General features: G+C 63.1%; 11 protein-coding genes. 2 read left to right on the forward strand and 9 right to left on the reverse strand.

Translation table 11 applies throughout. The features are described 5' to 3' along the window. Nucleotides 1-61 precede the first annotated feature (61 nt). From CLV41_RS09525 to CLV41_RS09540, 4 genes are read right to left on the reverse strand one after another with little or no spacing between them, the layout of a single operon-like run. Nucleotides 62-1,117, reverse strand: coding sequence for a C4-dicarboxylate TRAP transporter substrate-binding protein (locus CLV41_RS09525; RefSeq protein ID WP_103222102.1), 1,056 nt, complete (start codon nucleotides 1,115-1,117; stop codon nucleotides 62-64). A gap of 49 nt (nucleotides 1,118-1,166) precedes the next feature. Beyond that, complete coding sequence (locus CLV41_RS09530; protein WP_103222103.1) at nucleotides 1,167-3,548, reverse strand: xanthine dehydrogenase family protein molybdopterin-binding subunit; 2,382 nt, start codon at nucleotides 3,546-3,548, stop codon at nucleotides 1,167-1,169. Beyond that, complete coding sequence (locus CLV41_RS09535) at nucleotides 3,545-4,045, reverse strand: (2Fe-2S)-binding protein (RefSeq protein ID WP_103222104.1); 501 nt, start codon at nucleotides 4,043-4,045, stop codon at nucleotides 3,545-3,547. Before CLV41_RS09535 ends, CLV41_RS09530 begins: the two co-directional genes overlap by 4 nt. Next, nucleotides 4,042-4,875: an FAD binding domain-containing protein gene (locus tag CLV41_RS09540; protein ID WP_103222105.1), complete on the reverse strand. Its 834-nt coding sequence runs from the start codon at nucleotides 4,873-4,875 to the stop codon at nucleotides 4,042-4,044. Before CLV41_RS09540 ends, CLV41_RS09535 begins: the two co-directional genes overlap by 4 nt. A gap of 139 nt (nucleotides 4,876-5,014) precedes the next feature. Between CLV41_RS09540 and CLV41_RS09545 the strand changes: the two genes are divergently transcribed. Together CLV41_RS09545 and CLV41_RS09550 are read left to right on the forward strand one after the other, a co-directional pair. Next, nucleotides 5,015-5,656, forward strand: a complete 642-nt coding sequence (locus CLV41_RS09545; protein WP_103222106.1) for a TetR/AcrR family transcriptional regulator — start codon at nucleotides 5,015-5,017, stop codon at nucleotides 5,654-5,656. A gap of 309 nt (nucleotides 5,657-5,965) precedes the next feature. Beyond that, nucleotides 5,966-8,512 (forward strand): LuxR C-terminal-related transcriptional regulator, encoded by a 2,547-nt coding sequence (locus tag CLV41_RS09550; protein ID WP_103222107.1) that lies wholly within the window; start codon nucleotides 5,966-5,968, stop codon nucleotides 8,510-8,512. 12 nt (nucleotides 8,513-8,524) lie between these two features. Here CLV41_RS09550 and CLV41_RS09555 read toward each other — a convergent pair whose 3' ends face one another. The 5 genes from CLV41_RS09555 to CLV41_RS09575 form a co-directional block, all read right to left on the reverse strand. Continuing rightward, on the reverse strand, nucleotides 8,525-9,610 hold the full coding sequence (locus CLV41_RS09555) for a DUF917 domain-containing protein (RefSeq protein ID WP_103222108.1): 1,086 nt from the start codon (nucleotides 9,608-9,610) through the stop codon (nucleotides 8,525-8,527). Continuing rightward, complete coding sequence (locus CLV41_RS09560; protein ID WP_103222109.1) at nucleotides 9,607-10,698, reverse strand: DUF917 domain-containing protein; 1,092 nt, start codon at nucleotides 10,696-10,698, stop codon at nucleotides 9,607-9,609. Before CLV41_RS09560 ends, CLV41_RS09555 begins: the two co-directional genes overlap by 4 nt. A 2-nt stretch (nucleotides 10,699-10,700) precedes the next feature. Further along, the gene (locus CLV41_RS09565) at nucleotides 10,701-12,248 is read right to left on the reverse strand and encodes a hydantoinase/oxoprolinase family protein (protein WP_103222110.1); all 1,548 of its coding nucleotides are present in this window, start codon (nucleotides 12,246-12,248) and stop codon (nucleotides 10,701-10,703) included. A 106-nt stretch (nucleotides 12,249-12,354) separates the two neighbouring features. Further along, nucleotides 12,355-13,449: an ABC transporter ATP-binding protein gene (locus CLV41_RS09570; protein ID WP_103222111.1), complete on the reverse strand. Its 1,095-nt coding sequence runs from the start codon at nucleotides 13,447-13,449 to the stop codon at nucleotides 12,355-12,357. Between the two features lie 101 nt (nucleotides 13,450-13,550). Further along, nucleotides 13,551-14,651 (reverse strand): type 2 periplasmic-binding domain-containing protein, encoded by a 1,101-nt coding sequence (locus tag CLV41_RS09575; RefSeq protein WP_103222112.1) that lies wholly within the window; start codon nucleotides 14,649-14,651, stop codon nucleotides 13,551-13,553. Between the last annotated feature and the right edge of the window lie 17 nt (nucleotides 14,652-14,668).

The raw sequence follows: 14,668 nt of genomic DNA on the forward strand, positions 1-14,668 counted from the left end.
TCTTGAAAAAGCCCGCCCGGACATGGTGCCGGGCGGGCCTGTGGTCAGTCAATGGTGGCGATCAAAGACCTTCGTCCCACGCCCGCAGAGGTTTTGCGCCCCGATCGCGCAAGGCGTCGAAATAGGCCTTCAGCACCACGCGTCCGGCATCGCCTGTCTGCTCGAGCCAGGGCGTCACGATATTCGGCAGGCCATTGACCCAGGCGGTCTTTTCAGCCTCCGGCAATTCGTGGATGGTCAGGCCGGCTTCCTGCATTTCGACAAGGGCCCGCTTGGCAAGGTCCTCGACGTATTGGCCATGCGCGGCGGATGTGGCTTTCGCGGCCTCGCGGAACGCCGCCTGAACGGGCTCGGGCAGGCCGTCGAAAAACGCCTTGTTGGCCGCGATGCCGCCGAAATACATCGACCCGATCCCGACGCGGGTCAGTTCGGGAGCAACTTCATAGACGCGCGTCGGCAGGATGCCGGAGGCGAAGGACAGGGTGCCCTCGGTCACGCCGGTCTGGATGTTGGTGTAGTAGGTCGTCAACGCACCGTCGACCGGTGTAGCGCCGGTTTCCTGGAGCCAGTTGGCCGATGTTCCCGGAGCGTTCAGCTTCCGGTTCTGCAGGTCCGCCATCGTGTTGACCGGGAAGGTCGCGTAGATGTCGTAGCTGTCGGTGATGAGCGAGGACAGATGCACCATGCCGTTGTCCGCCCAGCTGTCGCGCAGCTCGGGCAGGTTCTCGGAAAGGTCATCGAAAATCTCGATGATCATCTTGTGGTCTTCGGTCGCGAAGGGCGTAAAATAAGTCACGTTCTGGAGCGGCATGTTGGCGCCTTCCCAGACAGTACCGACCATGCCGACATCGACGATGCCGTCCATGACGGCTTCCCGCGTATCGGTGAACTTGTAAAGTGTGCCGGCATAGGCCTCGACCCAGTCGACCTTGTAATCGCCCGCTTTTTCAAGAATACGGTTCACCTCCGGCTGGAAGGTGTTCTTCATCGCGTAAACCCAGATATTTTGTTCCGGGTGCGACGAGCCGATATTGACCGTGATCGTTTGTTCCGCGGCGGCCCAGCCGGCGGAGCCGGCAATGATCGCGGTTGCTGTTGCTAGAGTTATGAATTTCATTTTTTTTCCTCCCTGGATGAGGGGCTTTTCCTCCAAAGCCCCCGTTGGTTCAGTCCTCCAATACGCCCAGTGCCCGCAGGATCCGCTCCGGTGTGAACGGCATCTCGGTGACCTGCGCGCCCCTTGGACGCAATGCATCGTTGATCGCATTCATGACCGCGGCCGGGGCCCCGGCCGTACCTGCTTCGCCCGCGCCTTTCGCGCCGAGCAGGCTTTCCTTTGTGGGCGTTTCCACATGTCCCACGACCATGTCCGGCATCTCGGCCGCCATCGGTACGAGATAGTCGGCCATCGACCCGTTCAGCAACTGGCCGTCCGCGTCGTAGTGGATTTCCTCGAAAAGCGCTCCGCCGAGGCCCTGAACGATGCCGCCGCGGATCTGCTCGTCGACCAGCTGCGGATTGATGATCCGGCCGCAGTCCTCGACGCACCAGTGTTTCAGCAGCTTCACGACCCCGGTTTCGATATCGACCTCCAGATAGGAGGCCTGCACACCGTTGGTGAACGCGAAGGGATAGTCGGACGTGATGAAATGGCGGGTCTGCACCAGTTCCCTGGGCAGCCCCTTCGGCAACGTGTCTCCACGGAAATAGACGATCCGGCCCAGCTCCTCGAGCGGCATGCGGCTCTCGCCAGTGGCAGCGTCGACGACCTGCCCGTCGCGGATGTCCAGCCGGGATTGCTCCGTCTGCAGCATCGCCGCCGCGACCGTCAGGATGGATTCGCGCAGCGCCCGGGCGGACTGCAACGCCGCCTCGCCGCCGATGCCGGCCCCGCGCGAGGCCCAGGTGCCGCCGCCATAGGGCGTAACCTGCGTGTCTCCGGTAATGACGCGCACCTTGTCCGGCGACACGCCGACACCCTCGGCCACGATCTGGCTGAGCATGGCCTCGGTGCCCTGGCCCTGCTCGGTCACACCGGACAGGGCGACGACGGAGCCGTCCGGATCCATTCGCACGGTGCAGCCGTCCTGCGCCGAAATGCGCGCGCCGCCGATGCCGTACATGAAGGGGGATGGGTTGGTGAGTTCGATGAAGCTCGCGATGCCGATGCCGCGGTGGATCCCCGCCTTACGCAGCTCGGCCTGTTCCGCGCGTAACCCATCGTAATCCATGAGTTCCATGAGTTTGTTCATGGATGCATGGTGCGACAGGCCCTCGAACCGCATGTTGGCTGGGGAGGTCACCGGATAGGCGTCATCGCGGAACATGTTGCGCCGGCGGATCTCGACCGGATCCATGCCCAGCTCCGCCGCCGCCTGATCGACCAGGCCTTCCGTGATCGCCACGGCGATGGGATGACCAACGGCGCGATACTGACACGTTGGGGTCTTGTTCTGGAACACCACGGTGGTCTGCGCGCGGTAATTCTTGAAGTCGTAGGGGCCGCCGCACAGGTTCACCACCTGATTGCCCTCGATGGCGGAGGTGCGCGGATAGACCGAATAAGCGCCGATCGCCGTCCAGTCGTCGATGTCCATGGCAGTGATGCTGCCGTCTTCCTCGACGGCGATCCTGGCTTCGATCTCGTGGTCGCGGGCGTGGATGTCCGTGGTGAAGCTCTCCAGGCGGTCAGCCACGAATTTCACCGGCCGGCTCATAATTTTGGCGATTGCCGCCGTCGCCACTTCATCGGGATAGACATGGACCTTGATGCCGTAGGATCCGCCGACATCGCCGCAGATCACCCGGACCCGGCTTTCCGGAACGCTGAGATGTTCGGCGAGCACCGTCTGCATCATGTGCGGCGCCTGCGTCGCGTGATAGGCGGTCAACTGGCCTTCGGCGGGGTTCCAGTCGACAAGAATGGAGCGCGGTTCAAGCGTCACGCCCGTGTGCCGGGCGGTGCGAAAGCGCGTCGAGACGACTTTATGCGCGGACTTGAACGCGGCCTCGATATCGCCTGCCTCGTGCAGGCGCCGGAAGGCAAGATTGTCGCCCATATCCTCGTGGAGGACGGGCGTCTCCGCATCGAGGGCGCTCATCATGTCGGTCACCACCGGGAGCGGGTCGTAGTCGACGTCGATCAGGGCCGCACCGTCTTCGGCGGCCGCGCGCGAGGTTGCCACCACCGCGGCGACCGGTTCTCCGACCCAGCACGCCCTGTCCACGGCAATCGGATATTCGGGCGGCGACTTCAGGCCTTTCAGGTGCGCCAGAACCGCCACCCAAGGGGTGCAGACCTCGGCGATGTCCTGACCTGTGAAGACCCTGAGCACGCCCTTGACGGACTTTGCCTCGTTGGCATCGATGCCGGCGATGCGCGCATGAGCGAATGGCGAGCGCACGAAGGCGACGTGGACCATGCGCGGCAGCACGATATCGTCGACATATCGCCCGCGTCCCTGCACCAGCCGGCCGGCATTCGGACGCGGCACGGTCTTGCCGATATAGGAGTTTGGTCGGTCGGGATTGCCGAACTCGATGGTCATGCCGCTCCCTTTCCGGCGCGCGCCCGCGCCACGGTTTCAACAGCGTCCACGATGGCTTCATAGCCGGTGCAGCGGCAGTAGTTTCCCGACATGTGCTCGCGGATCTCCTGCCGGGAGGGGATGCCGCCACGGGAAAGCAGGTCTTTCGCGGCGACCAGCATGCCCGGTGTGCAAAAGCCGCACTGGAGCGCGTTTCTCGCCACGAACGCCTCTTGCAGATCCTTGATAGCGTCGGTGTCGCTCAAGCCCTCGACGGTCCATACCTCTGCGCCGTCCGCCTGCGGGGCGAGCATCAGGCATCCCCGGATGGGGGCGCCGTCGACCTGCACGGTGCAGGCACCGCAGACCCCGTGTTCGCAACTGGCGTGCGCGCCTGTCAGCCCGAGTTCCAGCCGCAGAAAGTCCGTGAGATGCTGACCGGCGGGCACGCGTGCCTCGACGGGCTCTCCGTTCACGGTCAGGGAAATGTCCACCTTGTCGCGGAATGCCTCGTTCATGCGGTCGCTCCCTCAATCCTTGCAACGGCGCGGCGCAGGAGAACCTGAGCGAGATGCCGGCGGTAGGCGCCGCTGGCCTGGGTGTCGGAGGGCGGGTCGAGTTCGTCGTGCAGGGCTTTCGCGGCGCCTTCAACGTCACCCCGGTCGAGGGCGGTCATCGCGGTCCTGGCGAGAAGCGGTTTGGGTCCGACCGAAAACAGCGCCACACGATGACCGGCTGCCCGTTTCACCAGGCACAGTCCGGCCAGCGCGTAATCGCCGGACCGGCGGGCGACTTCCTCTATCAGATGCGCTTCTCCCGCCTCGGCTTTCGGCACCGAGATCCCGGTCAGGATTTCGCCTTCGCCGATGGAGGTCTCGAAGATGTCCTGAAAAAAGTCCTCGGCTGCGACGTCCCGCCGTCCGTGCAGTCCCTCGATATGCAAGGTCGCGCCGAGGGCAAGGATGCAGGCCGGGAATTCGGCGGCCGGATCGGCATGGGCGAGGGCGCCGCCGATCGTTCCCCGGTTCCGGATCGCCGCGTGAGCGATATATTGAACGGCCCGGGACAGAAGGGGCGCGTGTTCGCGGATGAGGGGATTGCCGGCGATCTCGACATGCCGTGTCAGGGCGCCGATCAGGAGCCTTTCCCCCGTATCGGAGACCCCGGAGAGGTCTGAAACGCGCGAGATGTCGACGAGGAGATCGCCTGCCGACAGGCGCATGTTCATCGCGGCGATCAGGCTCTGGCCACCGGCCAGAACCCGGCCCAATCCGCCAGACCCCGACAGCAGCTCAAGCGCATGCCGCAAATCGGATGCGCGGGCATATCCGCCCACCGATGCCTTCATGGCCACCCCTCCCGTAATGCCCGCAACGCCTCCTCGCGTCGCTTATTGAGCATTTGATCAATCTTATTGAGCAGATGATCTATAATTCTCGCGCGAATGCAAGTAGAATATTTGGCGAAGCAAAAGCGCGGGCGGAAATATGGATATCAATGGACAGGCGGAAGGCTCCGTCATCGAGGAGCGATCAGCCCGGCGGAGACTGCCGCCGCAGGAGCGCCGCCAGCAGATTATCGACGGCGCCGTGGCCTTCTTCGCCGAGGTCGGTTTCGACGGCAAGACGCGCGATCTTGCCAAACGCCTTGGCGTGACGCAGTCGCTTCTGTTCAACTATTTCGCCACCAAGGACGAACTGATCGAGGCGGTCTATGAGCAGGTCTATCTCAACCGGCTGGCGCCCGACTGGCCCGACCGCCTGACAGACCGGTCGGTGCCGCTGCGCGGCCGGTTGCTGGCGTTCTACTCCGAATACAGCACGCTCATTTTTCAGTACGAGTGGATGCGCATCTTCATGTCCTCCGGCCTGTCCGGAGCCGAGCTGAACCGCCGCTACCTCAAGCATCTGGGCGACGTGATCCTGAGGCCGCTTCTGGGAGAGATCGAATTCGCCGCGCGCTCCGGCGAGATCCCCACCATGGAAGACATCTGGAACCTCCACGGCGGCATCGTCTACATCGGCATCCGCCAGCACATCTACCGCACCCCGTGCCCGGACGATCCGTCTGTCGCAATCACACGCGCGGTCGACCGCTTCCTGCTGGCGTTCGGGATAGACGAGGCGTGACGGTAATCAGAGGCTTGGATGGGACTGGGCAGAGCAACCCAAAAAGGGTGTTCTCTCGCATTGAAGGTCTGAGACTGGCTGGTGACCAAACACCAACAGTTTCAGGATCGATGGATCAACAACCCGCACCGGAATGCCTCGCCCGGCCCGGCCGCGGACTGATGCGGGCTGCAAACTTCGTTGAACTTGCGAAGGCAAGTCGTCCGGGGCATGTTGAACTTCACGGTCATCCAAGCGGAAAGGTGAACTCCCGTAGGTATCTTGAAGGCTGAAAACCGGAAAATCCTGTCTCGTCCTCCCCGCAACACCTTGAGACTGCTCGCGCGGCCGGAACTGGAGCACCGCCTCATCTCCGGCCTCGACGGCCAGGTCGTCCTCATCCATGCCCCCGCCGGTTACGGCAAGACGGAAGTCATGGCGAAGCTGTTCCGGACAGCGGAGCGCCGGGGCAGGGAGGCTGTCTGGTTCAGCCTGAAGCCGGAAGACGGACTGGAAGACCTCCAGCGCCGCCTGGCGGAAGCGCTTTCCATCGAGCGCCATGGCCCCGATTGGCTCGCGGCCCATTTCACCACTCATGACAGGATCGTCGAACTCTATTTCGACGACGTCGACCGGTTGAAGGGCCCGGAGCTTTTCTCCTGGTTGCTGGATCGTCTGCCGGACACATTGCGCATCGTGATCGCCGGCCGCAGGTTGCCCGAGCTTCGCCTCTCGCGGTTGCGCATGCGCGGTCTTCTTGCGGAAATTTCCGATCAGGACCTGCGCTTCAACCGCGGCGAGACCCGGCAGTTGCTCGGCTCGTGGCTGACGACGCAGGAACTCGACAGGGCCGGCGAGACGCTCAACGGCTGGCCGGCTTTGATGCGGCTGGCGCTGATCGAACTGGAGCACGGGGTCAACGGCCTGGAGAGGGCGGCTCTGGTGGAAGGCGAGTCGCGTGTCTACCGCGAGTTTCTTCTCGATGAGGTGATCCCCAATCTGGATGAAATCGAACTCAAGGTTCTGAAAGCTGTCGAGGGCCTGGACAACTTCACGCTCAGGATTGCGTCTTCGCTGGCCGAACTGCCCTTCGACTATCATACGCTGCGCCAGATCGAGCAGCTTTCCCCTTTGATCCAGACCGAGGAGCAGAACGCCGGCTGGTTCCGCCTTTCCACGGTGGTGTCCCGTGCCCTGGCATTTCACGATATCCAGGAGGACGGCGAGAGCCGCAAGGATAGGCACATCCGGGCGGCGAAGCTGTTCGCGGAAAACGGCAATCTGGCAAAATCCGTGCTGCATGCGTCCATAGCCGGCGAGATAGACCTTGCCATCGACACGATCGAACAGGCGGGCGGCGTCGAACTTTTCCTGCGTGCCGGCTACACGGTTCTGCGCGGGATCATCGACGCGGTTCCCCATTCCGTCGTGCTGAAGACGCCGTCGTTGCGCCTCTGCCGGGCGGTGATGCTGGGCAAGACAGGGCAGATCCAGGAGGCTCGCGCGGTCCTCGATGCGCTGCTGGACGACACCAGGGCGGGACGCATTCCAGGCACGGAAAGCTGGGTCGCGATGCTGCGCCACATCGACAGTCTCAACGAAGTCTACGAGGACCGGGCGATGGATGTCGCCGGCATCGCGAGACTGAGGGAGGAAGCGGATGGCGAGCGGAATGAAAACACCTGGCGGCTCGGCTGGATCTACAATCACCTGACTATATGCTACACGCGCCTTGGAGATCTGGAGGCCGCGAAAACCACGGCCCAGCACGGCCTGTCGCTCTACCGGGAGGAAAGGTCGAGCTATCCGCAGGCCTTCATGCTGGCCCACCTGGCGTTCATCGACATGCTGGGGAACAATTTCTCGGCGGCATTCGGCCATCTGGACGAGGCCTTTGGCATTATTCACGGACAGTACTGGAACGACGCCAATCTGCTGGCCATCGCCAACGTTCCGCTCGCGGGCCTGCGTTATCGGCAGGGACAGACGGGCGATGCCGGACGGCTGATGCAGCAAGCCATTCCGATTATGGAAACTGCCGAGGGCTGGGTCGACTTCTATGTCGAGGCCTATGGCATACTCGCCCGTGTGCGGTTCGATGAGAGTGGTATTGCCGAAGCGGAGAAAATTCTCGAAGGCGGAGTAGAAGTCGCCGAGAAGCGCGACTTGCCGCGCCTCCGTCTGGCGCTCTCCATTCTGCGGATGGAGCTCCAGACATGGGCGGGTCTGCACGAGCAGGCGGAACGGGGGCTGAAGCAGTGGCCGCATCCGGAGGATGCGGGCGCCTGGCCGACGGTACGCGAACGCCGGGATGCGGCCTTGGCCATCGGGCGCCTGCGGCTGCGCCAGGACCGTCTTGACGAAGCGCTTGCGCTGCTGGCGCCTGCGGCGAAGGAGGTGCGCGAAACCCGGCGGGCCGACCATCTCATCCGGGTTTCACTGCTCCTTGCGGAGATACACGCACGCAAGGGCGACGATGCTGCCGCGGTCGCGGCGCTCAACGAGGCCGCGTTGCTGGCCCATCCCGGCGGTCAGATCCAGCACTACCGGGACGAAGGCAGGGACTTCGCCGAAGTCATACGCAAGCTCGTTCGCCGGGTCGGGCTTCGCCGGATGGGGCACACCACCTCGCAGTACCTGGCTTCCGTCGTCGTTCCGCAGGTGCGCCGGACACCGAGCGGCAGTCTGCTGAGCCGGCGCGAGCGGGAAGTGCTGACGCTGTTGGCCGAAGGCATGTCCAACAAGAGTATCGCCCGGCGGCTCGATGTGGGCGAGCCGACGGTCAAGTTCCACCTGAAGAACCTCTTCGCAAAGCTCGGCGTCTCTCGCCGTGCGCTCGCCGTCAATGTCGCGCGCACCAGCGGGCTGCTGGATTGAACGCAAAGCGCTTTAGGCTCCTCCAAGAGCGACGTAGTCGGCGTCGATCCCGAATGCGCCCGGACCGAACACGGCCAGCGCTTCCGGGGTGCGCATGATTTCCGGCACCCGGATCCCCAGGATATCGACCCTTTGCCCGTAGCGCAGCCGCTCGGTCGGGATGGCTTCGACAGTGTCGATGTCCAGCACGCAGATCAGGTCCGGCACGACCGCCAGGATCTCGCCTGACTGCTCCAGAAGAAGGTTCTCGTTCTGGATACGGATCTTGTAGGGCTCGCTGTCGTCGAACGGCACGATGGTCACCACGCCAACCGACCAGCCGTTTTCCACCTTGCGTTCGATATCCGAGATCTTGCCGCTGCCCAGAAGCTTTGCGTATCCGTAGTGGGTGGTCGACAGGAAGTCGATCAGGGTAGGGAGAAGCGCTTTCTTTTCCCTTTTGGCTTCCCGCAGGACCCGGCCGATATCCTGGGCCAGAGACATGGTGGCCGGTACGGAGACCCGCTTTGCCGTCGCGCCGTCCATCGGATAATTCACCAGGCAGACTTGCCCGCCCATGCGGATGCACAGCCCCCGGGCCAGAAACTCGGCCTTGGCGGCATCGTCCGCCTCCACCATGGCCAGATTGCCCCGTTCGTCGGCGAGTGCAACGGGAGCAGCCTTCACGCCGTAAACGTTGAAGGTCTCCATTTCCAGTTGGGGAAAAGCCCGGCCCATGCCGTCGGCGTCGATCAGAGGCAGGCCCGTCTGCGCGGCGAGCACGATCGGCAGGCAGGAGTTGAGCCCGCCGGCTTCGAACGGCATGAGCGCCGTCACGGTCTCGCCCGTCACGTCCTCGTAGTGTCTGAGGGCCATGAGCATCTCCTCGCCTGAGGGAATCTTCTCGATAAGGATCGTCGGAGCACCCATGGCACCGCAGGTCACGACCTTTGCATCGTCCGGCAGTTCCTCCAGCGAAATCATCTTCACGGGAGCGTTGGCCTCGATGGCTCCGCGGGCGAGCAGCTTGCCGATATAGGGATCGCCGCCGCCACCGGTCCCCAGGATGGCGGCGCCGACGGCGATGTCTTCCAGATCCTGGGGGTGGATTTCTCTCATGCGGAAAGGTCCTCGATCTTGGTGTAGGGCTCGTCCAGTCCGAAGCAGGAAGGGCCGAACACGGCGAGTGCCTCCGGCGTGCGCATGAGCTCGGGAACCGAGACGGAAATGACCGTCACGCGCTGGCCGTAGCGCAAGTTTTCCGTGGTGATAGGCTCGGCGGTCTCGCTGTCCATGATGCAGATAAGATCGGGAACGATGGCGCGCACCTTGCCGTCCACACGGGCAATGAGATTTTCGTTCTGGATCTCGATTTCCATCACGCCGTCATATGGAGCGAAACCGTCGATCTTCGCCCGGCCCAGGGAAAAGCCGTTGCGGGTCTCGCGCTGCAGATCCGAGATCTTGCCGGAATAGATAATCGTGGCGAAGCTGTAGAGTGTCCCGGGCATGAAGGCGAGCAGGACCTCGAACGGGTTCTGGTGGTTCGCCTTGGCTTCGCGCAGGACGCGGCCGATCTGAATGGCCAGCGACAGGGTACGCGGCACCGCGGTGCGCTTCACATCGGCGCCCGACATGGCGTATTCGGCGATATAGGCCGCCCCGCCCATCCGGATGGCGACGCCGCGCGACAGCCACTCCATCATCTCGTTGGACCGGGCCTCGATCAGCGTGCAGTCGCCCCATTCGTTGGAAACCGCCATCGGGGAGCCGGAAATTCCGTAGACCCCGAAGGTCTCCATCTGCAATTCCGGAAAAGCCCGGCCCATGCCGTCGCCGTCCACGATGGGCAGTCCGAGGCGGGCGCCGACCAGCAGCGGGATGGTGGAATTGATGCCGCCGACCTCGATCGGCATGGTATGGGTCGCGCTCTTGCCCAGTCTCTTTTCAAGCCGTTTGAGCGACAGGATGGCCTCCTCGCCGGAGGGCAGTTTTTCCACCAGCACGGTTGGCGCACCCATCATGGCGGTGGGGATAACCAGAGCGTCGTCGTCGAGCGTATCCGGATCGGCCAGTTCGACCGTCAGCCCGTCGTCGAGACATTTTTGAACCATCTGGCGGCCAATGTAGGGATCGCCTCCGCCACCGGTACCCAGAAAGGCGGCTCCGACCGCAAGGTCCTTCAGGTCCTGTGTGTCGAGTTTCATTCTCAAGCCTCCCCGAATGCGAGGTCGCCGACCGCCTTGACGCGGATACGGGTGGCGGAGCCGGGCAGATAGGCGAGAGGGACTTCCTCGATGTCCATGATCTTGACGCTGTTTCCCACCGCTCCGGCTGCAACGGCATTGGCGGTGGCTTCTTTCTTCGCCTCGTCCAGGACCTCATCGCGCTGGCGGCCTTCCATGGCATAGATCCGGTCCACCTCGCCGCCGACCTGGGCAATGGCAGCCCCGATGGCATTGGCGACGCCGGCGTTTTCCGGCCGGATCACTTCGCTCGCGGATGGCAGTTCGCGCGAAATCAGGACGGAGCCGCCGCCGACAAGAATAACAGGCAGCTTGTCGGCTGACATCTTCATGCGGTCCACGGCTTCGTCCACCATCCGGTGCATGGTCGCAATCGCGGTCTCGACCGTCGCCTTCGGGATCGACGCGACGCGGGAGGCATCGCCGATATCGGCGAGCCCGGCAGCAACGATGATGTCGGTGGTGGTGAGCGTGTCTCCACCGAAGACCAGAGCCTTCTCCGTAATCTCGTAGCCGACGGAATCGGGGCCGATGCGGGCGCCTTCATCCCTCACGAGCGAACCGCCTCCGAGACCGATGGCAAGCACGTCCGGCATGCGGAAATTGGTGCGCACTCCGCCAATATCGACGGCGACGGCACTTTCGCGCGGGAAACCCTGCATCAGCATGCCGACGTCGGACGTCGTGCCGCCGATATCGACAACCATGGCGTCGCCGAGGCCGGCAAGGCGCGCCGCGCCGCGCATGGAGTTGGTGGGACCGGAAGCGAAGGTCAGCACCGGGTAGCGCTCGACATGCTCCGGGGTCATCAGCGTACCGTCGTTCTGGCTGATGAAGAAGGGTGCGGTGATGCCCTTCTCGCCAAGAGCTGCGCGGAAGCTGCTGACCACTTTCACGGAAAGTTCGGCCAGGCAGGCATTCATGATCGCGGCGTTCTCGCGCTCCAGGAAACCGACGCGCCCGATTTCGTGGCTGAGGGACAGGGCGACGCCCGGGCATTCCTCGCGCAGGATTTCGGCGGCACGCAGTTCCATCACGGCGGTCACCGGCGAGAAGACAGAGGTGATTGCCGCCGACCGGATCCCCCGTGCCCTGATTTCCTTTGCGACCTCGAGAAGCCCGGCTTCGTCCAGAGGCGCAATTTCGCGGCCGTCGAATTCATGGCCGCCGTGCAGCATGAACGTGTGCCGTCCGAGCGTGTCGGCAAGATCCGCCGGCCAGTCCGTCATCGGCGGGACGCCGCGCGTGGCCGGCAGGCCGATCCGGATGGCGGCCACCTCAAGCAGGCGGCGGCGTTCGACGACCGCATTGGTGAAATGGGTTGTACCGATCATCACCGCATCGATGGCGTCCGGCTGGACGCCGCTGTCTCCCATGACGACGGACAGGGCGGCGGAGATGCCCGAACTGACGTCCAGTGTGGTGGGCGACTTGCATGCGGCGACGACGGTATCGCCGTCCAGAATGACGGCATCCGTATTCGTGCCGCCCACATCAATGCCTACTCGCATTGGCGGATCCTCTCTCAAAAGGCCAGATTTGTTCCTTGCCCGGCGAGCGGGTGCTCGCCGAGAATTTCGTTAAGTTACTGTGTTGTCTTCCTGTTTTCGGAGCCTGTTAACCGCTGGAACTGCCCGCTCCATCTTCGGGAAGAACCCGTGCCCTGCGCTCCGTCCAGCCGATCCTCACCACGGCTCCCGGGTCCCATTTTTCCAGGTGGAACTGGTTCTGCCGCTCCGCGACGATTTCCTGTCCGGCGACTTCGAGCCGGTACCGCAGCATCGCCCCCTGATAGGTTTCATCGAGAACCGTGGCGGCAAGCAGGGGAACGCCCTGTGCTTCGGCTTCCTGGCCCATCAGGACGTTTTCCGGCCGGATCACCAGCTTTGCCCCGGTTCCCTTGCCGATCAGGTGGTGCGTGCTTGCCTGAAGCACCTGGCCACCCAGTTCGATCGTGGCCTTGTGCTCTTTTACCTCCAGGCATTTGACGTCCAGAATGTTTGACTGGCCGATGAACGAGGTGACGAACAGCGTCCCGGGCTCCTCATAAATCTGTTGCGGTGTGCCGCTTTGCTCGATCTGACCCGCGCGCATGACGCCGATCCGGTCGGACATGGTCAGCGCCTCGTCCTGATCGTGGGTGACGTAGATCGTGGTGATGCCGAGCTTCTGCTGCAGGTTCTTGATCCAGAATTTCATTTCCTCGCGCAGCGTCTTGTCGAGCGCGGAAAGCGGTTCGTCGAGAAGCAGTATGCGGGGTTCCGTCACCAGCACACGGGCGAGGGCGACGCGCTGCTGCTGGCCGCCTGACAGATTGCGCTGAAAACGATCCTCGAAACCGGTCAGGCCGACCTGTTCCAGCGCCGCGCGCACCGCCGTGTCGATTTCACTGCGTGATTTCTTCCGCAGTTTGAGACCGAAGGCGATGTTGTCCGCCACGGACATGTGCGGGAAGATCGCGTAGTTCTGGAAGACGATGCCGATATCGCGTTTTTCCGGCGGCAGCGGCGTCAGGTTCTGACCGTCGACGACGATCCGCCCGGCGGTCGGTTTGACGAAGCCGGCAACCATGCGCAGGGTCGTCGACTTGCCGCATCCGGACGGCCCGAGCAGGGCGTAGAACTCGCCTTCCCTGATTTGGAGAGAGACGGAGTCCACCGCAACCGAATCGCCGTAGCTCTTTGTGAGTTGTTCCAGCCGAATGTCCGACACGTGAGTGATTGCCTCGTCTTGGATGGGTTCAGGAGCTTCCGCCGCGGCCGGGTGCCTCCCGCCGAAGCGGGAGGACCCGGCCGCGTCTTGCGGAGATGGGATCAGGAACCGAAGATCTCGTTGGTGGTCTCGACGATATCGATTTCGTCGACGAGATAGGCGGACCAGTCCGGAATATGCAGACCGGAGGTCGCATCGGCCGTGTTGGCCACACCGAGAGCCGCCATCTTTTCCGGTATCACGGCCTTCTTGTTGGACGGACGCATCCAGAAGGTGTCGGCGAAGGCGGACTGGTAGCCGGGATCGAGGGTGCGGTTCAGCAGCGCGAAGGCGAGTTTCTTGCTCGTCGGATCGGCGTATTTGCTGATCGTCTTGGTCTGGGTCAGGATGCCCTTGTATTCGTCCCAGTAATAGAGATCGACCGGCACGCCCTTTTCCTTCTGCAGGAGGGCTTCGGCGTCGCTCTGCACGGCGATATTGACTTCGCCACGCTCGACCAAGGTTGCCATGTTGCCGGTAAAGTCGGAGATCTTCATCGGCATGGCTTTGCGCATGGCTTCGTAACCGGCGTCGAAATCGGTCTCGCCGCTGCCGAAGGCGTTACAGGAGGCCATGAAGAACATCATCTGCAGGGTGTTGGAGGTGATGTAGGTTCCGCGCTTGCCGGCATATTCCGGCAACCAGAAATCCTTGAAGCTCTTCGGCGCCACTTCCACATCCGTGCGGTAGACATAACAGTAGCGGGAAAACGCCCAGGTGACGCCGACACCGGTCTGCATCGCGAAGTCCCACAGATCCGCGCTGTTGGGAACGTTCGCCTTGACCTCCTCGACCTCCATGAAATAGTCGCCGGCACCCGCCGTCTTGAACATTTCAGGCATGTTCCAGTTCGTCATGGCGAATGGCGGGTCCTGCGGTCCGGCGGCGACATATTTCGGGAACCAGGGGAAGGTGCTGTCATAGCGGATCTGGCAGTTGAAATCCTTCTGGAACTTGTTGAGCAGGAGCTGGTTCTGGGTTTCCTCCCAGTAGCCGCCCCATTCGGAAATATTGAGAACGGCGCCGCCCGCATCGAACACTTCGCCGGAATAGGTCACGTCCTGCGACCACACGTGATTGATGTTAAACAGGCTGACACCTGTTGCGGCGGCACCCGTTTTCAGGAGCGTGCGGCGGCTGAGGCCCTTTTTTTCATCGTTCATGCATATTCCCTTTCTGG

The sequence above is a fragment of the Roseibium marinum genome, assembly GCF_002906165.1.
GTDB classification, from domain to species: domain Bacteria; phylum Pseudomonadota; class Alphaproteobacteria; order Rhizobiales; family Stappiaceae; genus Roseibium; species Roseibium marinum.

What these genes read in the sequence shown, in the direction of transcription:
- CLV41_RS09525 (WP_103222102.1), bottom strand. Translation starts at nt 1,117, where the DNA reads ATGAAATTCATAACTCTAGCAACAGCAACCGCGATCATTGCCGGCTCC.
- CLV41_RS09530 (WP_103222103.1), bottom strand. Translation starts at nt 3,548, where the DNA reads ATGACCATCGAGTTCGGCAATCCCGACCGACCAAACTCCTATATCGGC.
- CLV41_RS09535 (WP_103222104.1), bottom strand. Translation starts at nt 4,045, where the DNA reads ATGAACGAGGCATTCCGCGACAAGGTGGACATTTCCCTGACCGTGAAC.
- CLV41_RS09540 (WP_103222105.1), bottom strand. Translation starts at nt 4,875, where the DNA reads ATGAAGGCATCGGTGGGCGGATATGCCCGCGCATCCGATTTGCGGCAT.
- CLV41_RS09545 (WP_103222106.1), top strand. Translation starts at nt 5,015, where the DNA reads ATGGATATCAATGGACAGGCGGAAGGCTCCGTCATCGAGGAGCGATCA.
- CLV41_RS09555 (WP_103222108.1), bottom strand. Translation starts at nt 9,610, where the DNA reads ATGAGAGAAATCCACCCCCAGGATCTGGAAGACATCGCCGTCGGCGCC.
- CLV41_RS09560 (WP_103222109.1), bottom strand. Translation starts at nt 10,698, where the DNA reads ATGAAACTCGACACACAGGACCTGAAGGACCTTGCGGTCGGAGCCGCC.
- CLV41_RS09565 (WP_103222110.1), bottom strand. Translation starts at nt 12,248, where the DNA reads ATGCGAGTAGGCATTGATGTGGGCGGCACGAATACGGATGCCGTCATT.
- CLV41_RS09575 (WP_103222112.1), bottom strand. Translation starts at nt 14,651, where the DNA reads ATGAACGATGAAAAAAAGGGCCTCAGCCGCCGCACGCTCCTGAAAACG.